This is a genomic window from Sulfurimonas sp. HSL3-1, from assembly GCF_039645995.1.
In the GTDB taxonomy this organism is placed as follows: Bacteria; Campylobacterota; Campylobacteria; order Campylobacterales; family Sulfurimonadaceae; genus Thiomicrolovo; species Thiomicrolovo diazotrophicus.
Window position 1 is genome coordinate 286926 of record NZ_CP147920.1, and the last position, 23494, is coordinate 310419.

Sequence of the window (23494 nt, forward strand, 5' to 3'; positions counted from 1 at the left end):
AGATCGGAGTTGAAAGAGAAAGCTATGAAGAAAAACCATGATAAAAAAGCGTTCCGCAAGCTGTTGAAACGGCACCAGAAACCGTTGCCGTGGGAACACCCGAAGCCCGACGAGGACGACCCCAAAGCGCATAAGCGCGTAAAAGCCATCATGGCCCACGACAATTTTATCCAGGCGGACCGGGACCCGAACTTTCTCCGGCGCGACGAGGTGCGGGGTGTGCGGCTGGAGGTGGACTACTTCAAGCCCGAACTGCTGCTGCGCGAACACGGCATCGAACACACCATCGTCGTCTTCGGCTCCACGCGGATCATGGAGGAGGCGGAGGCCAAGCGCCTGATCGAGAACCTCGAAGCGGAACGGAACGCTAAAGACGGCGAGGCCCTTGAAAAAGAGCTGGGCATCGCGCGGCGGATCCTGGCCAAGAGCCATTACTACGAAACGGCCCGCGCCTTCGGGCGTATTGTCGGCCGCAGCGGCAAAGGGCCCGAAGATACGAAGATCACCCTGATGACAGGCGGAGGGCCGGGCATCATGGAGGCGGCCAACCGCGGGGCCTTCGACGTGGGGGCCAAATCGATCGGCCTCAATATCACGCTGCCCCACGAACAGTACCCCAACCCCTACATCACCCCCGAACTCTGTTTCCAGGTGCACTACTTCGCCATCCGCAAACTCCACTTCCTGCGGCGGGCCAAAGCCCTTGTCATCTTCCCCGGCGGCTACGGGACCCTGGATGAATGTTTCGAAGTGCTGACCCTCGTACAGACGCGCAAGATCGACCCGATGCCCGTCGTCTTCGTCGGCGAAAGCTACTGGCGGGGGATCATCAATTTCGAGATGCTTGTCGAAGAGGGGACGATCGACGAAGAGGACCGGGATCTTTTCGCGTTTGCCGAAACGGCCGATGAGGCGTGGGAGGCGATTGTGAAATGGCATAAAAGATGCGGCTCGACGCTGATTCACGACCTGAAAAAATAAGCCATGTTCTTTGCCATTATGAATTTTACGCTGTCCGGTGCCCTGGGCGTGATCGGCCTGCTGACGCTTCGGCGGGTCAGCGAGCCCAAAGAGGTCGTCTTCGCGAGCCTGCCGCTGCTTTTCGCCCTGCACCAGTTCACCCAGGGGTTCGTCTGGCTGGGCATGGGCGGGTTGATCGAACCGCGCGCGCTGGAGATGGCGGAGAGCATCTTCATCTTCTATGCCCAGGGGCTGCTGCCGTTTCTCGTGCCGCTGGCGATCTGGCTGCTGGAGCCTTCGGGATGGTACCGGAGGGTGATCGGGGTGCTGCTTGTGCTGGGCGGCATTCTGGCGGCCTATACGCTGTGGGGACTCTCCGTACAGCCGACGTACGTTACGGTGAAGCATGATGCCCTGGCCTACGTCAACGCGTGGACGCAAAAGGGGTGGATCAACATCGCCTATATTCTCACGACCTGCGGGCCGCTGGTCCTGAGCAGCAGCGTCTCCGTACAGCTTTTCGGATGGTTCAACCTGATGGGCCTGGTGGGCATTACGCTGTGGAAACCCTATGCCGTCACCTCCGTTTGGTGCCTCTATGCCGCCGTTGTCAGCATCATGCTCTACTTCTACTTCGTTGAGCGCCGCATTGCATTCTTGCAGGAGATCCGGCGTAAAGAGACGGAGTGGAGCGGGGCGCTGATGGAGGAACTCGCACACCTTGAACGGCATTTCCCGCGCGTGCGCAGGGTGCTTTTGCACTATCGAAACCTTTAGGCCTCCGCCGGGAGGCCGTTGCGCCGTCCCCACCACTCCAGCCACTTATAGAGTTCGACGATGACGAAGAGCGGCAGCGCGATCTCGAAGATCAGTAGCCAGTCCTGCCAGCCGAGCGCAACGGTATGCAGGGCTTCCTGCAGAAACGGCACGTAGACGGCGGCGGCCTGCAGCGAGACGGTCATCACCCAGGCGCCGAGCAGCCAGGGGTTGGTCAAAAAGCCGATGATCGGCATCGGCGCATGCAGACTGCGGTAGTTGAAGACGTTCATCTTCTCCAGCACGATGATCGCGGTGAAGGCGACGGTCTGCGCAAGCATGACCGCCTGTGGCTCCGCCATGCCGGAGGCGAGATAGTAGTGGAATATCCACAGCGTCGCCCCCGCGATGTAGGCGCCCAGCAGCAGGATCATCAAGATCCCCCTTCGCTGCAGGAAGGCGCTGTTCCCTGCCCGGGGCGGGCGCCGCATAAGCCCCTTTTCCGCGGGCTCCATGCCCAGGGCGACGGCGGTCATCCCGTCGGTGACGAGGTTCATCCAGAGGATCTGCACGGGCAGGAGCAGCAGCGGGCCGCCGAGCAGGATATTGATAAAGATGGCGAGGACCTCCCCGATATTGGAAGAGAGGAGGTAGGTGACGAACTTCTTGATATTGTCGTACTGGCGCCGTCCTTCGCGCACGGCGTTGACGATGGAGGCGAAGTTGTCGTCGAGCAGGAGCATGTCGGAGGCCCCTTTGGCGACGTCCGTCCCCCGCATACCCATCGCGATGCCGATGTCGGCGCGCTTGAGCGCCGGCGCGTCGTTGACGCCGTCACCCGTCATCGCCGTCACCATCCCTTCGCGCTGCAGGGCCTTGACGATACGCAGCTTGTTCTCGGGTGTCGTCCGCGCAAAGATCGCTTCCGCCTGCAGCGCTGACGCGAGGGCCGCGTCGTTCATGGTTTCCAGTTCCGCTCCCGTGACGGCCCGCGGGGGGTGCATGCCGATCTTTTCGGCGATGGCCATGGCGGTCAGCGGGGCGTCGCCGGTGATCATGACGACGGCGATGCCGGCGCTTTTCGCCGTGCGGATCGCTTCGGGGACTTCCGGACGCGGCGGATCGATGATGCCGGCAATGCCCAGCAGCACAAGCTCCTGTTCGACCGTGTCGGGATCGAGCTTCGTCTCCGGGGTGAGGGTGCGCATGGCCAGGGCGAGGGTGCGGAGGCCCGACGCGGCGAGGGCGGTGTAGGCGGCTTCGAAGCGGCTGCGCGCCTCGGCGTCCAGCGGGCGTATTTCACCGTGTTCGAGATAGGAGGCCGCGCGCGCAAGAAGGACCTCCGGCGCCCCCTTGACGTAGGCGGCCCTTCCTTCATTCTCGTCGATCACCGTCGTCATTCTTTTGCGCTCGGAGTTAAAGGAGAACTCGCTGACGATGCGCACGTCCTCCGGCGCCATCCACGCTTTGTAGGCGGCGGTGATCAGGGCGGCCTCGGTCGGCTCGCCGGTGATACCCCACGCGCCCGCTTCGCGGTGCAGTGAGGCGTGGTTGCAGATCAGCCCCGTTTTCAGCAGCGCCAAAAGGTCGGCCCGGCCCTTGTAATCGACTTTGCGGCCGTCGGCCTCAAAATGGCCGGCGGGATCGTACCCGCTGCCGGTGAGGGTCACGCCGCCGCCGAAAAGCCAGATCTGCTGCACCGTCATCTGGTTTTGCGTCAGCGTTCCCGTCTTGTCCGTACAGATGACGTCGGCGCTGCCGAGGTTCTCCGCCGCCTGCAGGCGACGCAGCAGGGCGTTTTGGCGCACCATCGCCTTGACGCCGAGCGCGAGGGTGATCGTGACGACGGCGGGCAGCCCCTCGGGGACGACGGCGACGGCAAGGGAGATGCCGGTGAGGAACATCTCCATGACCGGTTTGCCGAAGAGGTAGCCCATGATCGCCACCAGCGCCGAGACGGCGACGGAGAGGATGCCGAGCCGTTTACCCAGGACGGCGAGCCGTTTCTGCAGCGGGGTACGGGTTTGCTCGACCTCGCTGGTCAGCCTTGCGATGCGTCCGAACTCCGTCGCCATGCCGGTGCCGGTGACGACCCCCCGCGCATAGCCGTTGGTGACGTTCGTCCCCATCCAGACCATGTCGCTGCGCTCGGCGAGGGGTGTCGCTTCGGGGATGCTGTCGGCTGATTTGGTGACGGAGGTCGATTCGCCCGTGAGGGCGGACTCGTCGGCTTTGAGATTGACGGCTTCGAGCAGCCGCAGGTCCGCGGGGACCCTGTCGCCTATTTCGAGCAGGACGACGTCGCCGGGCACCAGCACTTCGGCGTCGATTTCGCTCCGGTTGCCGTCGCGCAGCACCTTGCAGCGCGGGGAGAGCATCTTCTGCAGCGCTTCGATCGCCTTTTCCGCCTTGAACTCCTGGACGAAGCCCAGCAGACCGTTGAGGATGATAATGGCGAGGATCGTGATCGTATCCCCGATTTCGCCGACGGCAAATGAGACGACTGCCGCCGCGGCAAGGATGAGGATCAGTACGTCGGTGAACTGACGCAATAGGATCGAACCCCACCCCTCTTTGCGGACGGCCTCGATACGGTTGGGGCCGGCCTCGGCAAGACGGCTCTTGGCCCGGGCGTCATCCAGCCCCGTACCGGCATCCGTGCCCAGCAGCGCGGTGACCTCCGCGATCGCTTTGGCGTGCCACGGCGTCTGCGTTTCGGTGATGACGATGCCGGCCAAGGGGGCGGACACGACCTTCGCACCTCCTGTGAGCGCGCTCCGCCAGCGGGAGACGATGAAGATGAAGAGCAGGGGAACGGCAATGGTCGAGAAGGAGGAGGCGGCCACCAGGGCAGTAAAGAGCTGGAGATCGATCAGCTGGGCGTCAAAGAGCAGCTTGGCGACGATGATCTCCGTTGTCAGGCGCACGTTCAGGCCGATGCCGATGGTCAGGGCCTCCTTGAAGGTCAGTTTTTTCATCGGCACCATCAGGAGGATCCCCGCCGTTTTCCCGATGAAGTCGGCCAAGAAGAGCCCGATGGCCAGATGGGGAGCCGCTTTTAGTCCCTCGAGGTCGATGCTCATCCCGATCCAGAGGAAAAAGATGATGCCGAAAAATCCGTAGCTGACTGCGCGGACGGCCTTGGTCGCCTCCGCCCCGGTCTTCCCCGCCCCTGAAAATACCGGCCGCATCAGCATCCCTGCGACGATGGCCCCGACGACCAACCCAAGCCCGACGTACTCCGCGAAACCGCCGAAGATAAAAAGGACGATGATCATCAGGAGGATCAGGTTGGGGACTTTGATCTGCAGCCAGCGCGAGAGGGGGACGAGGATGAGGCTGCGGACGCCCCAGGCGACGGCGATGAAGATGGCCGTATTGGTCAGGATGTGAACGACCTCCATTGCATCGGAGGTGATGATGCCGCTGCGCTCCCCGATCCAGACGGAGACGAGCGCGACGAGAAAGACCTCGATGACGTCGTCCATGACCCCGGCGCCGACGATGTAGTTGCCGACCTTGGTCCGCAGCAGTTTGAACTCATCGACGATCGGGACGATGACGGCTTCGGCCGTCGGCATCCGTGTTAGTCCGATCACGACGGCGATAAGCCAGCCGTAATCGAGGTAGAGCATGAAGCCCAGGGCGAGGAGGAAGGGAACGGAGGTATTGAGTACCGTGGCGATCAGGATGTCATTGCCCTGGCGCCGCATCGCCTTCGTGTCGATCTGCAGGCCGATAAAAAAGAGGAGGAAAAGGACGCCGAGATCCGCCAGCACGGTGAAAACGTCGCCGTTGACCCCCTGGGTCAACATCGGTTCGATCGGCGTATAGTGTGCCCCCATCGCCACGAAGAGCGCCGCGAGGATTCCCGGGATCTTCAGCCGTTCGAAGAGGCCGGCGAGGAGATAGGTCAGTGCAAACAGCAGTGCCAGCAGCAGTAAAAAGGCGCCGAGGGTCTGATCGTTCATCCCGGCCCCGGCCTAGGCTTTGCTTTTGAGCCCGACGAGGTAGCGGAACATCATGATCTCCCCGATAAAGGGGCCGGCGAAGTTGAGCAGGGGAAAGAAGTTGAACAGTGCGGTGACGGCGGCGACGGCCCAGATGTGCTTGTCGCCCTTCTTGATGAGGCGCAACTCTTTGGCGTTGAAGAAGAGCGCCCCGACATCGTAGGTGAAGGTGTCCTTGACCAGCCAGACCCACAGCAGCAGCTGGACGAAGATATTGAGCACCGGGACGAAGAGCAGCGGCATCAGCACCAGGGAGGCGGCAACGAACAGGAGGGTGTTCCTGGCGGTGTACACGAGCGAGCGCAGCTCGGCTTCGCTGTGCACATTCTCGTAGGGATAGACCTCTTCGCGGATACGGCGCAGCAGCACCGGCGAGTAGAGGCTCGTGAAAAAGAGCATGGTGATGATGGCGGCGTTGTAGAGGAAGTAGAAGATCAGCAGAGCGCTGACCCCGTTCTCGACGGTATCGAAGGGGAGCATGGTCAGCAGTTTCAGTACGCCGTCGTAGATGGCGCTCCCCTTGAAAAGCCACACGACGGTCCAGAAGACCGTGGCGCCCAGCAGCAGCCAGACGGCGGCCCGGGTAAAATCCTTTTTGGGAAGATCGCGGTAGAGCGTCACCGTCAGCAGCAGCGAGAGCAGGGCGACGGTGAGCATTATGACCTGGACCCAAAGGAAGGTCGAGAGCATCCACGCACCGTTGGAGCGGAGCATCGCAAAGGGGAGCCATTCGACGAGACGGTCGCTGAAGGTGAGGAAATGCTCCCAATAGAGCATCCCGATAATTGCCCAGATGCCCGCAGCCACCGTGGCGAAAATGACGAGGACGATCATCGTCCGCCGTCGCAGCACTTCTTCTATGCCGTCCAGAAACCCGTTGAAAAGCTCACGCATCGCAAATCCTTTTTCATAGGTGGCGTGAACTATTATAGCACCGAATACTTTGGGTGCGTCAGGAGAAACGCTCCGCGATATGTCGCAGGCAGTTGCGCGCATCATCCGCCACGAGCGTGTGGGCGAACATCAGGTTGTGCGACAGGGCGAAGGACTCGATGTTTTTGCCCTCCAGGCACTGCTCGGCATCTGCAGCGAGTCCCTGGTGTTCCCGCAGGCGTTCGAGCATGTGGCGGCGGTCGCCAGCGTAGGCGAAGACCGGTTTGCCGAGCGCCTCGGCGAACCCGACCTCGTAGACGGTGCCCGAGTCGGGTTCGAAACCGCGGAAGGGGTTGAGGTTCGCCATAACGATGTCGGCCCGGCGGATGAGGTCGAGGTTCGCTTTTCGGATCGCTTCGGCGGTCTTGTGCGGGTGGTCGAAGGCTTCGATAGCGTTGTCCAGGGGAAAGAGCCCCTCGAAGCCGTACTCGCTGCAGAGCTGTTTGAGGGCTTCACCCGCGGCAATAGGGTCAGGTTCGAAGACGTCGGGGCCGGCTAAATAGATCGTTTTCATTCGGCATCCTTTTGAAGTTATTAAGTCGCGCGGTCTATCTGCGCGGGGGCATCGCGCCGAGCGAAACCCAGTGTTAGCGTAGGTATCCGGACTTTGTTCGGATGCCGTAATAAACGAGTGTGTTCTCTTTCTTCTTTACGACTCGGCATTTAGTGCCTCGCATGTATTGCGCTTTAGCGCTTATGCTTGCACAAAGAAGAAACCGAACCCGAAAGAAGAAAGTGCAAAAAGCTGCCGCTTTCGGGGCATTCCAATCCTCGGTGATCCGGCCGACACGCTAACTACCGTTTCAGCCTTGGCAGAAAAATCGGATGCGGACTCTCTTCACTTTTCACTCTTCGTGCTTTGCCAGTATTTTATCGGCAATGATCCCCTGCAGCCAGGCGCCCAGCAGGATGTAGAAGCTGAGCACGAGGGTGAACCCGATGCCGAAGTAGCTGATCATCACGGGGAGCCAGGGGAGTTTGATGGCCCGGGCGTAGAAGAAGGCGACGATGAGGCCGTCGCGGGCCCCCTGGGCGCGCAGGTCGGCGAGCATGGGGTACCAGACGTATCCGGGGCCGTGGCTGAGGATGCCGCCGAAGAGGGCGATGAACCAGCCGCGAAGCCGTGAGCCCTTGCCGAGGTGTTTCGCGATGCTCTTGGGTTTCAAAAAGGTGTTGAGCAGGGCGGTGAGAAAAAAGACGACGAGCAGGATCGGCAGTATCTTGACCAGAATACCGAAGCTCTCTTCGGCGGCGAGGAGCGTCTTCTCCGGGGCGAACAGGGCTGCCGCGCCGTAGAGCAGGAGGGTGACGGCGAGCAGGACGCAGCCGTTGCACTTCGGCTTTTTAGGGGTCTTCTGTTTCATGAGAGCCCCTGCAGCGTCAGGGCGGTCGCAACACCGATCAGCATGGCGAAAACGAAGCTGAGCAGGTTACGGACAATGGTGAACCGTCGTCCGAAAAGGGAGGCCTCCAGCGGCAGCTGGATGATCCCGAGCGTCACCCAGGCGAGGATAAAAGCGGTGACGGCATAGAGGGAGATCCCCTGGCCGAGCAGCTCGCCGCCGATGATATAGCTGATGACGGGCTGGCCGATGGAGATCCCCCCGATGACGGTCCCGATCAGGGTGTCGACGAGGGGTGAGCCGCTGAAAAGCGCGCGGAGCATCTCCGGGGAGACAAAGGCCTGGAAAAGGCCCACCAGGGAGATGACGGCCAGGAGCATCGGCGTCATGGCGGCGAGGGAACGCAGAGCTTTGCCAAAGGCTTCTTCGGCGCGGGAGTGTTCTTTCATACCGTGATTGTATCGAAACCCCCTGTCGTTAAGGGGGTTACGACTGCTCTTTTTCGCGGCGCGCGATCTCGTCGACGTTGAGGCGGACGAAGCGGTAGCTGACGTAGATGATCAGCGGCCAGGATGCAAACCAGAGAAGTGAAGATGTGTAGTCCATACTGTGCTCCTTAATAGTTATGCGCGTCGGGCGCGGTGATCTCGTCTTCAGTGATCTTGACCCGGTCCATCGCACGCCACGCATAGGCGATGTAGGCGAGGACGAAGGGCACCATCAGCGAGACGTAGCTCATGACGGTCAGCGTATAGAGGCTGCCCGAGGCATTCTCGATGGTGAGCGAATGCTGGATGTCGTGCGTCGAGGGGTAGAAGGCCGTGCCGTTAAACCCGACGGCAAGCAGGACCGCCATGACGGTGAGCACGATGCCGACCCCGTTGGTCCAGGCGCAGCAGCTTTTGCCGCGGAAGACCGTGTTGAAAACGGAAAGCAGGACCATGACGACTCCGGCGAGGAACATGGCGCCGACGGCCGGCATCTCGATGAAGTTCCAGAAGTACTTGTGCGGCACCATCGAGACCGTTTTGGTGGCGGCGTCGTAGGCGAAGCCGTCCTTGAGAAAGATCCACGCGACGAAGCCGAGGAAGAAGGGGAGGAACCAGACGATGTTGCGCTTGATCATCGTCCGGGCCTTGGCCTCGATCGGCGCGTGGTCGATGTTTGAGATGAAGTACATCCCCGCCGCGATGCGCACGAGGAAGAGCAGGGCGAAGCCCAGCAGGTAGTTCATGGGGTTGAGCAGCGCTTCAAGGCCCCTGGACGCCCCCTGCCAGTGGACGAAGTTGCTCTCATCGAGGGCGAAATCCGCGCCGCTGAAGAAAGTGCTGATGGCAATGCCGAGCAGCACGACGCCGAGGCTGCCGTTGATGTAGAGGAAGGCCTCGTAGGTCTTCTGCCCGAGCACGTTGTCGGGCTTTTTGCGGTATTCGTAGCTGACCGCCTGGATGATAAAGCAGAAGAGGATGACCATCCAGACCCAGTATGCTCCGCCGAAGCTCGTGGCGTAAAAGAGCGGGAAGGCGGCAAAGAGCGCCCCGCCGAAGAGCACCAGGGTCGTGAAGCCGAGTTCCCATTTGCGCCCGAGGGAGTTGACGAGCATCGTCTTCTCCGTCTCGTTGTCGCTGAGTTGGTTCAGCAGGGTCTGGCCCCCCTGGATAAACATGATATAGACAAAGAGTCCGCCCAACAGGCTGATGATGATCCACCAGTACTGCTGGAGTTGTAAAAAGGTGAGTTGTTCAAACATCAGTGGTCTCCTCCGTCGGGTCCGATTTTAATCTGGCGGAGCATGATCTTGATCTCCGCGACGAGCAGCGCCGTAAAGAGCGCCGCGAACATCCAGAAGGTCGTCTGGACGCTACTGCTCGAGATGTCCGTCATCGCGATGCCGACGGGCAGCAGGTCCTGAACGGCCCAGGGCTGGCGGCCGACCTCGGCGACGATCCATCCCGCCTCGGCGGCGATGTAGCCCAGCGGGATCGAGAGCAGGCCGAGCCAGAGCAGTTTGCGGAAGCGCTCGATCTCATTGGCCATCGTCAGGTAGAGAAGCGCCAGGAAGAGTACGATGAACCAGCTGCCGAGTCCCACCATGATGTGGAAGCTGTAAAAGGTCAGGGCGATCGGCGGGACGATATCTTCGGGTTTCTCGAGGTAGCCGTAGCCGAAGTCGGCGATGTGCGTCTCAAGCACGCCGCGCGCCTCGGCGGCGGCAGCGTCGTCGCCCGCTTTGACGGCCGCCTTGTACTCTTTGAAGGCGGCGACGGCCACCTTGCCGCGGTCGATCCGCGCCTGCGCCGGTTCGATGCCGTGCTTTTCGTTGCCGTAGACGAGGTCGTCGAGGCCCGGCACGAAGGCGTCGATGTCGTGGTAGCCCAGGAAGGAGAGGGCGTAGGGGATCTCGATGTCGCCGTAGAACTCGTGGCGGTCGTCGCCGAGCTCCTTTTCGGTGTTGAGGATGCCGAAGGCGATGATGCCCGCGCGGGTCTCGCCTTGGTAGAGCCCCTCCATCGCGGCCAGTTTGACCGGCTGTTTCTGCGCGACGTTGTAGGCGCTTTCGTCCCCGCTAAGCGCGAGGAAGAGCGAGACGAGCAGACCGAAGGAGGCGCCGACGACCATGCTGCGCTTGGCGATCAGCATGTCACGCCCCTTCAGCAGGTACCAGCCGGAGATCCCGACGACGAAGAGCGCCGCGATGACGTAGCCGCTGCTGATGGTGTGCAGGAATTTCGACATGGCCACCGGGGAGAGGACGACGTCCCAGAAGGAGACCATCTCGTTACGGGCGGTGTCGGGGTTGAAGGCCATGCCGACGGGGTACTGCATCCAGCCGTTGGCGACGAGGATCCAGAGCGCGGAGAGGTTCGATCCGACCGCGACGAGCCAGGTGGAGAGGAGGTGAAACCCCTTGCCCACCTTGTCCCAGCCGAAGAACATGACGGCGAAGAAAGTCGACTCCATAAAGAAGGCGAGGATCCCCTCGACCGCCAGGGGCGCGCCGAAGATGTCGCCGACGAACCAGGAGTAGTTGGCCCAGTTGGTGCCGAACTCGAACTCCATGATCAGCCCCGTGGCGACGCCGACGGCGAAGTTGATGGCAAAGAGCGTCATCCAGAATTTCGTCGCCCGCTTCCATTGGGGGTCGTTCGTGCGGACATAGAGGGTCTCCATGATCGCCACGATAAAGGAGAGTCCCAGGGTGAGCGGGACGAAGAGGAAGTGGTAGATCGCCGTCAGGGCAAACTGGGCCCGTGCCCAGTCAACGCTTGCGGCCGTTTCATACAGCATTAATTATCCTTTTCATTTTCATTTTTGCCCTGTTTTCGACACGCTTCTCCCCTTTTGGGGTGCAGAGTATTATAGTATCTTATGAACTACAGGGGAGTTACGGTGTGCCCGTCAGCTGTCGGCTTACATACTCCTGCCGCGCTTCGTCGCTGTCAAAACGGCTCTGCAGGGTATCGCTGAAGAAGAGCATCTTGATCACACCAAAAAGTATGAGAAGCTTGACGGCCACGACGGTCCAGAGCGTACGGCCCAGCCGCATGGCACTGAAACCGTCCCGGTAAAAACGGTAAATGGCTGAAAGCTTCATGATCCTATCCTCGCTCAGTGGGTGGAACAGGTCCCTTTGCCGCCGAGGGCGCCGAGGGCGTTTTGGATGACCCGCTCGACGGAGTCGCGTACCGTCGGCGATTCGCGGTCCACATAGACGGTGAGCCCCGCCTGTTCAAACCCTTTGGCCGGGGAACCGCCGATACCCGAAACGACCAGGGCGTCCGGGTGCAGGGCCATGATATTGGCGACGGCGTTGCCGCAGCCCCCGGCATCATGGCCGGGGTTGACGATACCTTCGACATCCATTATACGATTATTTTCGACGGTAACGAGGGTATAGAACTTCGCCTTGCCGAAGTGTGCCCCGCGGCGGGAGAGGAATCCCATGTCTTCATCGGTCGGAAATACGATTTTCATGCTGCTTTCTCCTGCAAATAGTTTTTGACGGCTTCATCGGCGGTTTCGCCGTGTTTCTCGCGGATCTTCTTGACGGTGATGCCGGCACGGTCGACCGCCTCTTTCATATGCGTGCCGATCATGCGTACGAGCATCATCTCGACACCGGCGAGGTTGGAGAGGCTCTTGCCGTGTCCCTTGATATGCTCCTCGTCTTCGGCGTGGTGATGCCCGTGATGGCCGTCGTGCTCTTCATGGTCATGGTGATCGTGACGGTCGTCATGGGCATGCCCGCTCTGCGGCGCTTCGACGATCCGCTCGAATACGGTGTCGTCGAAGAGAGCGTAGTAGGGGGCCTGCCCCGTCCGCTTGACGATTTTGAGGTTTTCACCCTCTACGGGGATTGCGATTTTCATTTTTCATCCTTTAACGGTGCGTTTTTGGTCGTATCGGAAGTTGCGAGTGCGACGATGCCCCCTTTGAGCACCTGTACGTTCCTGACCCCGATCATTTTCAGCCCCATGGCCGCCATCGTTGCCCGCGTGCCGGAGTAGCAGACAATGATGATCGGGCGGTCCGTGGGGAGGGCGTCGAGGTTCGGTTTTTCGAACAGATGCTCGACGGGGACGTGTCTGGAACCTGAAGCGCCCAGCGCGACAACAGAGGCTTCCCCTTCGGTCCGGATGTCGAGCAGGAGCATCGGTTTGGCTTCGCGCAGCATCTTCATAACGTCGTCGGCCTTGACGAAAAGCGTCGAGTTGGCGCATGCCTTGTGGGTCATGTGGGAGAAGAAGCCGTCAAACTCGGCAGCTTTCGCGGCGTCGTAGGCGAAAGCGGAAGCGGCCAGTGCGCTCAGTGCGATCAGGGAGATCACTGTTTTTCTCATGCGGTGTTTCCTTTGTATCGTGCCGGTCTTAGCGGCCGGTGTGGGCGTAGTGCGCTTCGATCAGCGTGGTGACGCTGGTGTCGAGCACATAGACATTGGCATAGCCCATCATCTCGAGGTAGGCCATGACGCGGTTGCCGAACCACCCCTTGACGCAGGCGGTGATAATGGGGGTCGTTTTGTCTTCGGGCAGCAGGTCCAGGGAGGCGGCAAAGGCCGGGTAGGGTGTGTAGTAGGCATTTTTGATCCCCGCTTCCTGGGCGTTTTCGCCCTCCACCTTCGCCGGTGGCCGGACGTCAAAGAGCACGGCACCGGCGTCCATCAGCAGTTCCCGCGCCTTCTGCAGGTCGATATGGCCGAGGTTTTCTTTGGCGACGTCGTTGGCGATAATGGACGCCAGACGCTCATTGAAATTCTCATTCATTTTTACTCCTTATGAAAATAATCTGTTAGCATTATAATACTTGACGATTAAACTAAAATAAAAATATAGTTTTATCGTCAGGCGGGAATCGTTTTCGGTCGCGTTGAAAAGAGCTGATGCATGGCAGTATCAGCCGTAGTAGGCGGAAAAGAGGGAGTAGAGTTCGGGGTAGTGCTGTTCGAAAGCGTCGGGCTGCATAAAGTAGCGCTCGGAGGCGACGGCAAAAAATTCGGCCATGTCCGTGGCGGCATAGGTGCCGAGGAGCTGGTGTTTTTCCGACAGGTGGCCATGGTCGGCGGCGGCCGCGAGGTGTTTGAACTCCCGCGCCATGACGTGCTCCCATTTGGGGGCGCTCTCTCTGGGCAGCAGCGGAACGCCGTCGGTCAGCCCGTCCTCGAAGTCGAGGAGATGGGCGAATTCGTGAATGACGACGTTGTACTCGGAGGGGTGGTAGGCCTCGGCCTCGACATCGGGCCAGGCAAGGACGACGGTATCGTGGGAGGATTGCCCGTCAAGCACCGCACGCTGTTCCGAAACGATCCCGCCGTGTTCATGATACTCATCGACAAGGAAACCGTCCGCGTAGATGATGATGCCCCCCAGCGTCGGGTAGTCGTAGGATTCGGGCCGGTGCCGTACGATCATGCAGGCGTAAAAGGCGATGACGACCTTCATCTCCTCCGTCACCTCAAGCCCGACCCCGCTGAAGGGTTTCGTATAGACAAAACGAAGGACGGCGCGCTCGATGGATCGGCGCTGATCCTCTTCCAGATGCGGATAGTGAACGGTCCATTCCAGGTAACGGCGCCACTCCTGGGGAAAAGGCATGGTGCGCAGTGTCTCTAGGAGCCTGTTGCGGCGGCGTGCGCGAACATAGACAATAAAGGCCCAGAGCACGAACAGTAAAAAGAAGATGGATAAAAGCGCGAGAGGATACGTCATGGTATGCGCCCATTCGTTGGAGCAAACGGCCAACACTCCAGGGAGGCCGTCTGATAGTGCAATCTTAACACAGCTTGCTTAGGAGGTTCTGAGGGGCCTCGGGCCTCCGTGGACGGCTAAGCATCGGGGGAAGAGCGCAGGTCGATGAGCCGGGCATCTGCTATCTGTTTTTGAATGATCCAGCCGGCGAGGTCGAACCATGCGACCCTGCTGGCGAGGATCTCCGAATCGGCGGTGACGGCGACGCCGCCGCACCGTTTCACTTTGGCATCGACCTCGTCGGCCGTGCGCGCCTCCATCGGGACCGCAAGCCTGCTCGCGGTGTCGTTGACGAGGGCGGCGACCCTGCCGCTGTTGGAAACGGGGCGGTCGAAGAGCCACAGCGCCTTGGCGACACCGGCCTCTTTGAGCGCAGTGGCGGCGACGGTGATGGCCTCCTCGGTCTCGGCCCGAAGGGCGTAGGAGCCGTGGATATTGGCGATGTCGCGGTAGCAGCCGTCCGTCCCGACGAGGATGATGCCGCCGCCCAGCGCCGTCTCGAGGGTGATGAGCAGGTTGAAGCCGTCGATGCAGAGCGCTTTGCCCCGCAGTTCCTCGAAGGCCAGGGGGGTGCGGCGCGGCGCGCCGTCGCCGGCGGTATGCACGATAGCGAGCCGTTCGCGCTCGACGAGCTGAAAATGGTTGCCGACCAGAACGAGGGCCGCCTTGGTGCTGTAGCCGCGCTGCAGCAGCCACGAGAGGTCGCCGACGGCCTGCCGCAGCACGGCAAGCCGCTTCGGATCGAAAAAGAGGGTGTCTTCGGGGGCCAATCCACGGTGTTTGCGCATTCAGGGGTACCTCCAGAAACTCTATATTGTACTATACTATGCGTATGAAACTGACCTTCCTTGGAACGAGCGCGGGGAAACCGACGAAGGAGCGCAACGTCACGGCGCTGGCACTGCAGATGGAGCAGGAGCCTCAGTGGTACCTCTTCGACTGCGGGGAGGGGACCCAGCACCAGTTGCTGCGCACACGCCCCTCCGTCGGAAAACTGGCGGCGATCTTCATCACCCATATGCACGGCGACCACATCTTCGGGCTGCCGGGCCTGCTGGCATCCAAACGGATGGACAGGGCCTTTCGTCCGCTGCGCATTTACGGCCCCAAAGGGATCGCCGCATTCATCAACTGCTTTACGGAGACCGACGCCGACTACCTCGGGTACGACCTGCAGATCATCGAGTACAGTGAAGGGGATCAGTTTATTTTTGAGCGCTTCCGCGTCACCGTATTGGGGCTGGTGCACTCCATCGAGAGCCACGCCTTCCTGATCAAAGAGAACGACACAGCCAACCGGCTCGACGAGGCGAAGCTGCGCAGTGAAGGCCTGGAACCCTCCCCGCTCTACGGGGCGCTGAAAAGGGGGCTGACCGTTACTTATGAGGGACGGCTCTACGAACCGCAGACGTATATGCTGGAGCCGTTCCGGGGACGCTCACTCCTTATCGCCGGGGACAATGCGGAGCCTTCCGTGCTGGGCGCGGCGCTGGAGGGGCTCGACCTGCTCGTGCACGAATGCACCTACACGCAGGCGATCTACGATAGCCTCGTCGAGAAGCAGCTGCACACGACGGCCCGCGATTTGGGGCGTGCCGCGGGCGCTGCCGGCGTCGGCGCGCTCATCGCGACGCACATCAGCCCCCGTTTCGGCAGGGGCGGCGCTCATTCCCTTACGGAAATAGAGCAGGAGATCCGCTCAGCCTACGACGGCCCCCTCTTCATTGCCGAGGATTTCGACGTGTTCCGGCTCGGGCGGAACAGGAGGATCGAACGGGAGTGATCAGGGGATCGGCGGCGGGGTGCGCTCCTCGCCGATATGGGCGTAGCTTTTGCCGATGCGGGCGATGGGATCGAAGGTGATCGTCAGCCGCGCTTTGTCCGCGATGCAGGCGTCGTCGACGAACTGCTCTTTGATCTCGACGATGAGCGGGACCGTTTTGCTCTCCCCCAGGTCGACTTCGCTGTAAAGGTCGCAGAAAAAGGCGACGGGGGCCCCTTCGATCATCGGCGGGTATCCCGGCACGGGGCGCGTGTGGGGGATGTCGAACTGCTCCGTTTCGCTGACGTGGGCCTCGAGCTCTTTGGAGGAGAAGTGCAGGTGCTCGAGCTGCGCTTCCGAAGCGATGCAGACAGTGCACTTCCGCGTTTCGCGCAGGTTGCGCAGGGTGTCTTTGGGCGTACCGTCGCTTTTGTGCCCGACGGAGAAGAGCATCGTCGGCGGGTTGGAGGAGAGGCCGGTAAAGTAGCTGAACGGCGCGACGTTCACGACGCCGCTGCTCTCGGTGACGACCCAGGCGATGGGGCGGGGGATGATGGTCTGCGACATCAGTTTGTAGATATCGCCGGCGGTTGCAGCGTCATAGTTTACGAGCATCGGAGTCTCCTTTGGCGGGGGATTCGCGCAGAAAGGCGCGGATGGCCTTTTTGAATTGTACAGCATCTTCATGGGCCGTGCCGTATTGCAGCCGGTGGTAGAGGCGGTCGACCTCGGTCAGGGTGCTGCCGGGGTATGTCTCAAGATAGCGTGCGAAAAGACGGTGCAGCGTTTCCCCCTCTTCGCGCTCGAAACCGCTGCGTTGCAGCCGTGTGAGCAGCGGGCGCAGCAGGCAGAGCAGCTTATCCTTGCAGCGGGGACGGCGCAGCCAGAGAAAGAGCGCCGCGCTGGCCAGCACGATCAGGGCGAAGGCGGCGGCCAGTTTGGCGGCCAGGGCGGGATGCTGCTTGACATTTTCGAGCAGGCGCATCTGTCTGAAGTGGCTGTACTGCAGCACCCAGGTCTCCACCTGGTACTTGACATAGAGCAGGTAGAGGTTCAGCCGGGTCAGGCGCTCGCCGTTGTCTTCGAGCGTGCCGGTCTGACGCAGCAGTTCGGCGCTCTCGCTGTCGATGAACGCGGCAGCCGCCGTCGTTTCGATGCGCTGCCAGTGGTCGCTCAGGTAGACCTCCGCCCAGGCATGGGCATCGCGCTCCTTGACGGCAAGGTAGTTTTTGACGCTGTTCTTGCGGTCGGCTTTGTAGCCCGTGACGACGCGGGCCGGCAGCCCCGCCAGCCTTGAGAGGGTCACGAAACTGCCCGCGAAATGGACACAGTACCCCTTGCGCTTGTCGAAGAGGAAACTGTCGGCGGTATGGTTGAGGTCCAGGGGCTCCGGGCGCAGGCTGTAGGTGAGATTTTGGTCGCGGAAAAAGCGCAAAAGGGCGTCGAGGCGCTGTTTCGGGTCGGGGTTGGCTGCCGCGATCGTGTCGGCGGCTTTGGCGCTGCGGGGGTTGGCGCTGCGGTTCACGTCGCGGGCATAGGCCAGCACGCTTCTCTCCGTGCGGTCGCCGTAGCGGTAGACGAGGGCCGATCCGGCGTCGTAGTGCTGCGGTTCATTCACGGGTTTTTCCAGCGTCGTTTCAAAGTCGGCGTTGATCGTCGCGCCTTCCGGGGCCTCGATCGGCAGGTCGAGGAGGTAGAGCCACTTCTTGTGGGTCGGGTAGAGCGACACCTTGTAGGCGGTCACTTCATCGGCCGAACGGTACATCCCCGCCTGGGCATTCTGTTTCGGCGCGAAGGCCCTTCTGACATAGGAGGGAAGCGGCTCCCAGTGGTCTTTTTTATCCCGGTAGAGGACGCTGCCGCGGAAATAGAGCTGCCCATCGGGAGGCATCGCGTTTTGGAATCCCACCTCCATGACGATTCGTTCGGAGGGCACCAGCAGGGCGGCGCCGTCCATGCGCATCGTGCCGTCGTGGCCGGTCCGGGTGATCTCGTCGCCCCGGAAACCGTACGAGGCGTGCTCAAAGGAGATGCGGGGAAAGAAGAAAAAGAGCAGGACGACCCAGGGCAGGGAGAGGGCAAAGAGCATCCCCGTGACCCGGAGGCTCGAGAGCGCGTCCGCGCGGGTACGGTAGGCGAGGATGAGCCACAGCAGGACGAAGACCTCGAACACGACGTAGACGAGCATCGCGATGGAGTCGAAAAAGAAGAGCGACAGGGCCAGCAGCAGCACCGGAGAGACGAGCAGGTAGAAGTTGATCGTCCGGGTCAGCCGCTGCAGGCTGACGGCGAGCAGCAGGAGGTAGAGGATCAGCTCGACAAAGAGCTTCAGCCGTGAAAGGCCCGCGAAGTTGAAGGCGCCGTAGATGGAGAAGAAGATGGCGAAGAGGCCGGCCAGCGCGACGAACAGCAGGGTTGCCACGCTGCCCCGCTTGCGGGCCAGCAGCAGCACAAGCACAAGGAGCAGGAAAAGGAGCATCGGCAGCTTGACCAGCAGCAGCACCGGGGTCACCACCGCCAGGTAGGCGAGGTCAAGCAAAAAGAGCTCGCGGGTCTCGCGCCAGGCGTTCAGCCGCTTGACAATGCGGCTCTTTCCCCTTGCCGCGGGATCAGTAAAGCGCAAGATAGCCGAGAATCGCATCGATCCCCTCCTTTTTGCTGTCAAGCACCTTGCGGGGCATGAGGATGGTAAAGGGGAGGCGCGCGGCTTCGCACTCGAGGGCCCAGAGTGTCAGCTGCGAGAGGCGGGCCTCATCGTCCCTGCCGCTGCGGGCGAAGTCGAACTGCAGGCTCTCCGTCCGCCGTTCCCGGTCGAAGCTCTTCACGGCGAGTTCGCCCCTGGCGACGGAGGGCCAGTGGATGCGCGAGGGGCTCTCCGCCCCGCTGTAGCTGCGCAGTCCCTCGAAATCCGTTTCGTCCCCGAAGGGGGAGCGTTGCCGCAGCAGGAAACTACGCAGGGGTTCGCCTCTGGGTTCGGGGTAGACGACGCGCTCGCAGCTCTTGGCGATCTCGAGGACGAAACGGACCGTTGAGAGGGGGAAGAGGCTCTGAAGGGTGCAGGGCCCCGCCTCAAAGCGCCCCCGACGCTCGGGGCTGAGCGGCAGCGCGGCATTGAGCGTCGTGTGCGGAGCGACTTCGGGCAGGGTATTGACGGCTTCCCCGCCGTGCAGTTCGACGGCCCAGGCCCCCAGCGCGGAGGTGTTGCGTATTTTGAAATGACACTGCGCCGTCCGGCGGGCGAAGAGACGGTCGCAGCCGTTTGGTTCCGCCTCGAGGCAGCCGAGGTTGCGCAGCCCGAGCGGCCCGGCGGCAAAGGCGCTGGCAAAGACAAAAAAGAGGGTGATGTAGACGAGGTTGAAGTTGTGCATATAGGCCTCGAGAAAGAGGCCGAAGAGCAAAACGACGACCAGGAGGCTGAAGCGCGTCGCCCGCTGGCGGACGCGTCTACGCATCCGCAGGAACGTGCGAAAAGAGCTCATGACGGATGCGGTTCAGAGTTGTGACGCCCTCTTTGAAAGCGAGGCGGTGGAGGCAGACTTCGCCGAGGACGGCCTGGACGTCGTCGGGGACGGCGTAGTCGCGCCCGTGCAGGTGGGCCCAGGCCCGCGTCATCGCCGCCAGCGCAAGCGCGCCGCGGGTCGAGAGACCGTAGACGAAGCGACCGCTGTCGCGGGTGTAGGCAATGAGCGACTGGAGGTAGTCGATCAGCGCCGGGCTGAGGTGGACCGTCCGTACCGCCTCCATCGCCGTGTTGATCGCCGCGGCGTCAATGAGCGGCACCGCCGCGGCGGCACGGCTGCCTCCGCCCAGCAAGACGGCGCGCTCCGCCTCTTTGTCCGGGTAGCCGATCCCGAACGAGCAGAGGAAACGGTCGAGCTGGGAGTGGGGCAGGGCAAAGGTGCCGACCTCTTCGTGGGGGTTCTGGGTCGCGATGACGAAGAAGGGCTCTTTGAGGGGATGGCTGATGCCGTCGATGGTGACGTGGTGCTCCTCCATCGCCTCGAGCAGTGCCGACTGGGTTTTTGGCATGGAGCGGTTGATCTCGTCGGCGAGGAGGAACTGGGTGAAGATGGGCCCCTTCTTCAGGACGAACTTTCCGCTCTCCTGGTCGAAGTAGCTCACTCCGAGGATATCCGAGGGGAGCAGGTCTCCGGTGAACTGGACGCGGCCGAAATCGAGTCCCATGACGTTTGCGAAGGTTTTGGCGAGGGTCGTTTTCCCGACACCGGGGATGTCTTCGAGCAGGACGTGGCCTCCGGCGAAGAAGGCGGCGAGTGTGAGGGAGATGGCGTGGCGTTTGCCGAGCAGGTGGGCCTCGACGGCGTCGACGATGGGGCGGAATTCGGGGGCGAGTGTCTCATTCATGGCTTTATCATAACATACCGTTTTGCACGATGATCAAAATATTTGAACGAAATTAAAAATTATCTTGATTTATGTTTTTCATTGACAAATATTATAATTATAAAAACAAATAGGATTGATAAAGGATGATTATGATTAGACGAATTCCCTGGTGGGCCGGCGGTCTGCTGATGGCGCTGCTGCTGATGTTTACTTTCTCCATTTTCGGGGCGGACCGTCCCATCGGGGCGTCGACCTACGTCCCCTACTTCGCGGGGCTGCTGTTCAATCTCGACCCGGAGCAGTACGGCTATCTCAAGCAGATTGATGGGGCCGGTGCCTGGGAGGGCGTGATGCTGCTGGGCGCACTTTTCGGTGGGTTCGTCACCTCGGTCTTTATCACCAAGAGTTTCCGTTTCAGCGTCATTCCGACCGCATGGAAAAAGTACAAGAACGGCTCCGTCGTTTCCCGCCTGGCATGGAGCTTCGCGAGCGGCTTTTTCATGATCATCGGCGCGCGTCTTGCCGGAGGGTGCACGAGCGGCCATTTTCTCAGCGGCATGAGCCAGACGGCGATCAGCGCGATGATCTTCGGCGGCGTCGTGATGGCGACCCTGCTCATTACGGGACGTCTTTTCTATAAAAAGGAGGCGCAGGATGTTTGAGCGCATAATGGGGATGTTCGAAACGGTCGCGAACGAAGGGCACGGTTCCGTCGCCCTCGTCTTTGTGATCGGGATCCTCTTCGGGGGGATCATCCAGTACAGCCGCGTCGACAAGTTCGAGAAGATCGCCGGGTTCGCGATGCTGCGCGACACGGTCGTCCCGAAGATGCTCTTCCTGGCTGTCGGGGTTGCTGGCATCGGGCTCTACTTTATGATCGAAGCGGGGTGGGCGCATTACCATATCAAGCCGATCCTGCTCGGCGGGCTCGTGATCGGCGGCGTGCTCTTCGGCGTCTCCATGGCGATCTTCGGCAAATGCCCGGGAACGGGGCCCGTTTCCATCGCCGAGGGGCGGATCGACGTCCTCGTCGGGGCCATCGGCGGGCTGCTCGGCGGGCTCGTTTTTACCCTCTTCTATGAGCCGGTCTTCAAACCGATCATGGGGCCGGACCTCGGAAAAAGCGTCCTGACGGGGGGTGCCGGCGATTACGGCAGCGTGACAATCCTCGTTTTCGGGATCGCGCTGGTCGCCGTGAGCATGCTCATCCCGCTGCGGCAGGAGTTCGACGAAGCGGACCTGAACCGGCTGGGCTGAGCCGCGCGCTTTATTGTTTTGCCTCTCCCTGCGGAAAGCAGAGGCGGAACCGCGTCCCCTTCCCCTCCTCGGAATCGAGCGCAAGCGCGATCCCGTAGGCGTCGCAGATCCGTTTGACGATGGAGAGCCCCACTCCGAAGCCTCCGCCGACGTCCGTGGCGCGGGTAAACTGCTCGAAGATCCTGCGCTGCTGCTCCGGCGCTATCCCCATCCCCTCATCCGCGACAATGATGCAATGATCCTCTATTCCCAGGTGCACCGTTGCGCCCGCCGGGGAGTACTTGACGGCATTACCGATAAGGTTGCCCAGCAGCAGCTGCGCCTCCGCCTCGGGGATGGCAAAGTACAGGGTGTGCGTCTTGAGCAGAAAGCTCTGCTGCTTGCTCTCCATCAGCGGCCGGTAGTAGTCCGCGCTCTTTTGAGCTACCTTCGCCAGGTCGATGACGTGGGGCGTTTCCGTTTTGCGCGCGAAATTGAGGTAGGTCAGGGAGCGGTAGATGTCATAGAGCTGCCGGGTACTCGCCGTGATGTTGCGCAGGGTTTTCTCGCTGCAGCGGCCCGCTTGCAGGAGATGCTCGGCCGCCATGGAGAGGGCGGTAATGGGAGTGTTGAGCTCATGGGTGACATCGCTGACGAAGCGCTCGGTCTGCACGACGCGTTGATGCAGGGGGCGCATAAAGAGTTTGGACAGGGTCCAGGCCACGGTGGCGGCGAGCAGCGCGATGGCGGCCATCATCGCCAGGACGACCTCGCGCAGCTCCGCGAGCACGCCGAAGAGCGTGTCGGAGCTGACGACGACGTAGCGGATGCTCAGGTGCTCCTTCGGGGCATCGGAGACGAGGACCATGCGCCCGCCGTATTCGCGGTAGTCCGGGCGGTCGGGAACGAGGGCGGGGGGGAGCTCCCCTGAAACGAGCCGCCCGTCCGTCCCGATCAGGGCGATGCGGACATCCCCGCTGTGCAGCGCGGGGATCTGCAGGGGGGTACCGTGCATATGGGCCATGATGATCGCCGTGCCGATGCGGTCGGCAATATGCTCCAGCCGGTAGTGCTCGTTGTTCTCGAAGGCGTGTTTCTGTGCGGTGTAGTACCAAAAGCCCGCCAGAAGGATGAAGAGAAAAGAGGAGACGATGTAGAGCCCCAGGAAAGAGTAGAAGGAGCGTTTTTCGAGTTCATTCATAGCGGTAGCCTATGCCGCGGACGGTGGTGATGCGCTCACCGCCGATCAGCTCGCGCAGTCGGCGGATATGCGAGCGCAGGGTCGCGTCGCTGGGGAGCTGGTCGTATGCCCAGAGGTTTTGCACCAGCTCCTCCGAAGAGAGCGTACGTCCGGGGTGGGCGAGGAAATACTCCAGCATCGCTGCCTCTTTCGGAGCGAGGGATTGGTGCCCCTGTGCCGTTTCGATCCGTTTGGCGTCCGGATCATAGACGCAGCCGTCGCCGAGCTTTACTTTCTGCCGCTGTTCAATGTTGAAGAGCCGCTTGCTGTTCTCGATGCGCAGCCGCAGCTCCTCGAGGGCGAAGGGTTTGCGGATGTAGTCGTGGGCGCCGGCCTCGAACCCGGCCTTCAGCCGGGCCGTGTCTTCATAGGCGGTGACGAGGATGGCGGGGGTGGTAACGCTCAGTTCGCGCAGGCTCCGCAGCAGGGCGATGCCGTTCTGGCCGGGGACGTTGATGTCGAAAATGAAGAGGTCGTAGTGCTTTGCGTCGATCAGGGCCGTTGCTTCGTCGGCCGTATAGGCCCGGTCCGTCTCGTAATGATCCGCCAGGTAGTCGCCGACGATGTCGGAGAGAACGGGGTCGTCCTCGAGCAGCAGTATGCGCATGGCCCGCCTTCATTGGGAATGACCCAGTTTAATCTGTTTGGGGTTAGAAGCGGCT

Annotated in this window: 25 protein-coding genes; 5 read left to right on the plus strand and 20 right to left on the minus strand. The window is 61.4% G+C overall.

The window, feature by feature from the left end; translation table 11 throughout:
• The first annotated feature begins 24 nt into the window (after positions 1-24).
• Together WCY31_RS01525 and WCY31_RS01530 are read left to right on the plus strand one after the other, a co-directional pair.
• Positions 25-981, plus strand: a complete 957-nt coding sequence (locus WCY31_RS01525; RefSeq protein ID WP_345970476.1) for a TIGR00730 family Rossman fold protein — start codon at positions 25-27, stop codon at positions 979-981.
• A gap of 3 nt (positions 982-984) precedes the next feature.
• A complete protein-coding gene (locus WCY31_RS01530; RefSeq protein WP_345970477.1) occupies positions 985-1737 on the plus strand; it encodes a DUF6629 family protein in 753 nt (250 codons plus the stop codon).
• Here WCY31_RS01530 and WCY31_RS01535 read toward each other — a convergent pair.
• The 14 genes from WCY31_RS01535 to WCY31_RS01600 all read right to left on the minus strand — a co-directional run bounded on the left by WCY31_RS01535 (position 1734) and on the right by WCY31_RS01600 (position 15035).
• Entirely contained in the window at positions 1734-5687 is a 3954-nt protein-coding gene (locus WCY31_RS01535) for an HAD-IC family P-type ATPase (protein WP_345972880.1), read from the minus strand. The two genes, WCY31_RS01530 and WCY31_RS01535, sit on opposite strands and share 4 nt — an antisense overlap.
• A 12-nt stretch (positions 5688-5699) precedes the next feature.
• On the minus strand, positions 5700-6620 hold the full coding sequence (locus WCY31_RS01540; protein ID WP_345972881.1) for an EI24 domain-containing protein: 921 nt from the start codon (positions 6618-6620) through the stop codon (positions 5700-5702).
• Positions 6621-6678: 58 nt separating this feature from the next.
• Positions 6679-7173 (minus strand): nucleoside 2-deoxyribosyltransferase, encoded by a 495-nt coding sequence (locus tag WCY31_RS01545; protein WP_345972882.1) that lies wholly within the window; start codon positions 7171-7173, stop codon positions 6679-6681.
• 331 nt (positions 7174-7504) lie between these two features.
• Entirely contained in the window at positions 7505-8023 is a 519-nt protein-coding gene (locus tag WCY31_RS01550; protein ID WP_345972883.1) for a permease, read from the minus strand.
• The gene (locus WCY31_RS01555) at positions 8020-8451 is read right to left on the minus strand and encodes a permease (RefSeq protein ID WP_345972884.1); all 432 of its coding nucleotides are present in this window, start codon (positions 8449-8451) and stop codon (positions 8020-8022) included. Before WCY31_RS01555 ends, WCY31_RS01550 begins: the two co-directional genes overlap by 4 nt.
• Before the next feature lie 167 nt (positions 8452-8618).
• The gene (cydB, locus tag WCY31_RS01560) at positions 8619-9752 is read right to left on the minus strand and encodes a cytochrome d ubiquinol oxidase subunit II (protein WP_345972885.1); all 1134 of its coding nucleotides are present in this window, start codon (positions 9750-9752) and stop codon (positions 8619-8621) included.
• Positions 9752-11290 (minus strand): cytochrome ubiquinol oxidase subunit I, encoded by a 1539-nt coding sequence (locus tag WCY31_RS01565; RefSeq protein WP_345970484.1) that lies wholly within the window; start codon positions 11288-11290, stop codon positions 9752-9754. Before WCY31_RS01565 ends, cydB begins: the two co-directional genes overlap by 1 nt.
• Before the next feature lie 97 nt (positions 11291-11387).
• Positions 11388-11597 carry a DUF4492 domain-containing protein gene (locus WCY31_RS01570; protein WP_345972886.1) on the minus strand — a complete coding sequence of 70 codons (210 nt, stop codon included), beginning with the start codon at positions 11595-11597 and terminating at the stop codon, positions 11388-11390.
• A 14-nt stretch (positions 11598-11611) separates the two neighbouring features.
• Positions 11612-11977: a NifB/NifX family molybdenum-iron cluster-binding protein gene (locus WCY31_RS01575; protein WP_345970486.1), complete on the minus strand. Its 366-nt coding sequence runs from the start codon at positions 11975-11977 to the stop codon at positions 11612-11614.
• Positions 11974-12372, minus strand: coding sequence for a hypothetical protein (locus tag WCY31_RS01580; protein ID WP_345972887.1), 399 nt, complete (start codon positions 12370-12372; stop codon positions 11974-11976). Before WCY31_RS01580 ends, WCY31_RS01575 begins: the two co-directional genes overlap by 4 nt.
• Positions 12369-12842: a rhodanese-like domain-containing protein gene (locus tag WCY31_RS01585; RefSeq protein ID WP_345972888.1), complete on the minus strand. Its 474-nt coding sequence runs from the start codon at positions 12840-12842 to the stop codon at positions 12369-12371. Before WCY31_RS01585 ends, WCY31_RS01580 begins: the two co-directional genes overlap by 4 nt.
• A 28-nt stretch (positions 12843-12870) precedes the next feature.
• A complete protein-coding gene (locus tag WCY31_RS01590) occupies positions 12871-13266 on the minus strand; it encodes a rhodanese-like domain-containing protein (RefSeq protein WP_345972889.1) in 396 nt (131 codons plus the stop codon).
• 129 nt (positions 13267-13395) lie between these two features.
• The gene (locus WCY31_RS01595; RefSeq protein ID WP_345972890.1) at positions 13396-14208 is read right to left on the minus strand and encodes a M90 family metallopeptidase; all 813 of its coding nucleotides are present in this window, start codon (positions 14206-14208) and stop codon (positions 13396-13398) included.
• Between the two features lie 116 nt (positions 14209-14324).
• Positions 14325-15035, minus strand: coding sequence for a DUF434 domain-containing protein (locus WCY31_RS01600; protein WP_345972891.1), 711 nt, complete (start codon positions 15033-15035; stop codon positions 14325-14327).
• 44 nt (positions 15036-15079) lie between these two features.
• On the opposite strand from WCY31_RS01600, the gene WCY31_RS01605 reads away from it, so the two are divergent.
• On the plus strand, positions 15080-16030 hold the full coding sequence (locus WCY31_RS01605; protein WP_345972892.1) for an MBL fold metallo-hydrolase: 951 nt from the start codon (positions 15080-15082) through the stop codon (positions 16028-16030).
• Here WCY31_RS01605 and WCY31_RS01610 read toward each other — a convergent pair whose 3' ends face one another.
• From WCY31_RS01610 to WCY31_RS01625, 4 genes are read right to left on the minus strand one after another with little or no spacing between them, the layout of a single operon-like run.
• Complete coding sequence (locus WCY31_RS01610) at positions 16031-16624, minus strand: flavin reductase family protein (protein WP_345972893.1); 594 nt, start codon at positions 16622-16624, stop codon at positions 16031-16033.
• Positions 16608-18650, minus strand: coding sequence for a DUF3488 and transglutaminase-like domain-containing protein (locus tag WCY31_RS01615; RefSeq protein WP_345972894.1), 2043 nt, complete (start codon positions 18648-18650; stop codon positions 16608-16610). Before WCY31_RS01615 ends, WCY31_RS01610 begins: the two co-directional genes overlap by 17 nt.
• Positions 18619-19461 carry a DUF58 domain-containing protein gene (locus tag WCY31_RS01620; RefSeq protein ID WP_345970495.1) on the minus strand — a complete coding sequence of 281 codons (843 nt, stop codon included), beginning with the start codon at positions 19459-19461 and terminating at the stop codon, positions 18619-18621. The genes WCY31_RS01615 and WCY31_RS01620 overlap by 32 nt, the downstream gene beginning before the upstream one ends.
• Positions 19454-20374 (minus strand): AAA family ATPase, encoded by a 921-nt coding sequence (locus WCY31_RS01625; protein ID WP_345972895.1) that lies wholly within the window; start codon positions 20372-20374, stop codon positions 19454-19456. The genes WCY31_RS01620 and WCY31_RS01625 overlap by 8 nt, the downstream gene beginning before the upstream one ends.
• 131 nt (positions 20375-20505) lie before the next feature.
• On the opposite strand from WCY31_RS01625, the gene WCY31_RS01630 reads away from it, so the two are divergent.
• Positions 20506-21018 (plus strand): YeeE/YedE thiosulfate transporter family protein, encoded by a 513-nt coding sequence (locus WCY31_RS01630; protein ID WP_345972896.1) that lies wholly within the window; start codon positions 20506-20508, stop codon positions 21016-21018.
• Entirely contained in the window at positions 21011-21613 is a 603-nt protein-coding gene (locus WCY31_RS01635) for a YeeE/YedE thiosulfate transporter family protein (protein ID WP_345972897.1), read from the plus strand. The genes WCY31_RS01630 and WCY31_RS01635 overlap by 8 nt, the downstream gene beginning before the upstream one ends.
• 10 nt (positions 21614-21623) lie before the next feature.
• Here the strand turns inward: WCY31_RS01635 and WCY31_RS01640 are convergent, their stop codons facing one another.
• Both WCY31_RS01640 and WCY31_RS01645 read right to left on the minus strand, forming a co-directional pair.
• Positions 21624-22793: a HAMP domain-containing sensor histidine kinase gene (locus WCY31_RS01640; RefSeq protein ID WP_345972898.1), complete on the minus strand. Its 1170-nt coding sequence runs from the start codon at positions 22791-22793 to the stop codon at positions 21624-21626.
• A complete protein-coding gene (locus tag WCY31_RS01645; protein WP_345972899.1) occupies positions 22786-23439 on the minus strand; it encodes a response regulator transcription factor in 654 nt (217 codons plus the stop codon). The genes WCY31_RS01640 and WCY31_RS01645 overlap by 8 nt, the downstream gene beginning before the upstream one ends.
• Between the last annotated feature and the right edge of the window lie 55 nt (positions 23440-23494).

What these genes read in the sequence shown, in the direction of transcription:
- WCY31_RS01605 (WP_345972892.1), top strand. Translation starts at nt 15,080, where the DNA reads ATGAAACTGACCTTCCTTGGAACGAGCGCGGGGAAACCGACGAAGGAG.
- WCY31_RS01600 (WP_345972891.1), bottom strand. Translation starts at nt 15,035, where the DNA reads ATGCGCAAACACCGTGGATTGGCCCCCGAAGACACCCTCTTTTTCGAT.
- WCY31_RS01570 (WP_345972886.1), bottom strand. Translation starts at nt 11,597, where the DNA reads ATGAAGCTTTCAGCCATTTACCGTTTTTACCGGGACGGTTTCAGTGCC.
- WCY31_RS01575 (WP_345970486.1), bottom strand. Translation starts at nt 11,977, where the DNA reads ATGAAAATCGTATTTCCGACCGATGAAGACATGGGATTCCTCTCCCGC.
- WCY31_RS01530 (WP_345970477.1), top strand. Translation starts at nt 985, where the DNA reads ATGTTCTTTGCCATTATGAATTTTACGCTGTCCGGTGCCCTGGGCGTG.
- WCY31_RS01630 (WP_345972896.1), top strand. Translation starts at nt 20,506, where the DNA reads ATGATTAGACGAATTCCCTGGTGGGCCGGCGGTCTGCTGATGGCGCTG.
- cydB (WP_345972885.1), bottom strand. Translation starts at nt 9,752, where the DNA reads ATGTTTGAACAACTCACCTTTTTACAACTCCAGCAGTACTGGTGGATC.
- WCY31_RS01565 (WP_345970484.1), bottom strand. Translation starts at nt 11,290, where the DNA reads ATGCTGTATGAAACGGCCGCAAGCGTTGACTGGGCACGGGCCCAGTTT.
- WCY31_RS01645 (WP_345972899.1), bottom strand. Translation starts at nt 23,439, where the DNA reads ATGCGCATACTGCTGCTCGAGGACGACCCCGTTCTCTCCGACATCGTC.
- WCY31_RS01640 (WP_345972898.1), bottom strand. Translation starts at nt 22,793, where the DNA reads ATGAATGAACTCGAAAAACGCTCCTTCTACTCTTTCCTGGGGCTCTAC.
- WCY31_RS01620 (WP_345970495.1), bottom strand. Translation starts at nt 19,461, where the DNA reads ATGCGTAGACGCGTCCGCCAGCGGGCGACGCGCTTCAGCCTCCTGGTC.
- WCY31_RS01535 (WP_345972880.1), bottom strand. Translation starts at nt 5,687, where the DNA reads ATGAACGATCAGACCCTCGGCGCCTTTTTACTGCTGCTGGCACTGCTG.
- WCY31_RS01525 (WP_345970476.1), top strand. Translation starts at nt 25, where the DNA reads ATGAAGAAAAACCATGATAAAAAAGCGTTCCGCAAGCTGTTGAAACGG.
- WCY31_RS01545 (WP_345972882.1), bottom strand. Translation starts at nt 7,173, where the DNA reads ATGAAAACGATCTATTTAGCCGGCCCCGACGTCTTCGAACCTGACCCT.
- WCY31_RS01550 (WP_345972883.1), bottom strand. Translation starts at nt 8,023, where the DNA reads ATGAAACAGAAGACCCCTAAAAAGCCGAAGTGCAACGGCTGCGTCCTG.
- WCY31_RS01580 (WP_345972887.1), bottom strand. Translation starts at nt 12,372, where the DNA reads ATGAAAATCGCAATCCCCGTAGAGGGTGAAAACCTCAAAATCGTCAAG.
- WCY31_RS01555 (WP_345972884.1), bottom strand. Translation starts at nt 8,451, where the DNA reads ATGAAAGAACACTCCCGCGCCGAAGAAGCCTTTGGCAAAGCTCTGCGT.
- WCY31_RS01625 (WP_345972895.1), bottom strand. Translation starts at nt 20,374, where the DNA reads ATGAATGAGACACTCGCCCCCGAATTCCGCCCCATCGTCGACGCCGTC.
- WCY31_RS01610 (WP_345972893.1), bottom strand. Translation starts at nt 16,624, where the DNA reads ATGCTCGTAAACTATGACGCTGCAACCGCCGGCGATATCTACAAACTG.
- WCY31_RS01590 (WP_345972889.1), bottom strand. Translation starts at nt 13,266, where the DNA reads ATGAATGAGAATTTCAATGAGCGTCTGGCGTCCATTATCGCCAACGAC.
- WCY31_RS01595 (WP_345972890.1), bottom strand. Translation starts at nt 14,208, where the DNA reads ATGACGTATCCTCTCGCGCTTTTATCCATCTTCTTTTTACTGTTCGTG.
- WCY31_RS01585 (WP_345972888.1), bottom strand. Translation starts at nt 12,842, where the DNA reads ATGAGAAAAACAGTGATCTCCCTGATCGCACTGAGCGCACTGGCCGCT.
- WCY31_RS01540 (WP_345972881.1), bottom strand. Translation starts at nt 6,620, where the DNA reads ATGCGTGAGCTTTTCAACGGGTTTCTGGACGGCATAGAAGAAGTGCTG.
- WCY31_RS01635 (WP_345972897.1), top strand. Translation starts at nt 21,011, where the DNA reads ATGTTTGAGCGCATAATGGGGATGTTCGAAACGGTCGCGAACGAAGGG.
- WCY31_RS01615 (WP_345972894.1), bottom strand. Translation starts at nt 18,650, where the DNA reads ATGCGATTCTCGGCTATCTTGCGCTTTACTGATCCCGCGGCAAGGGGA.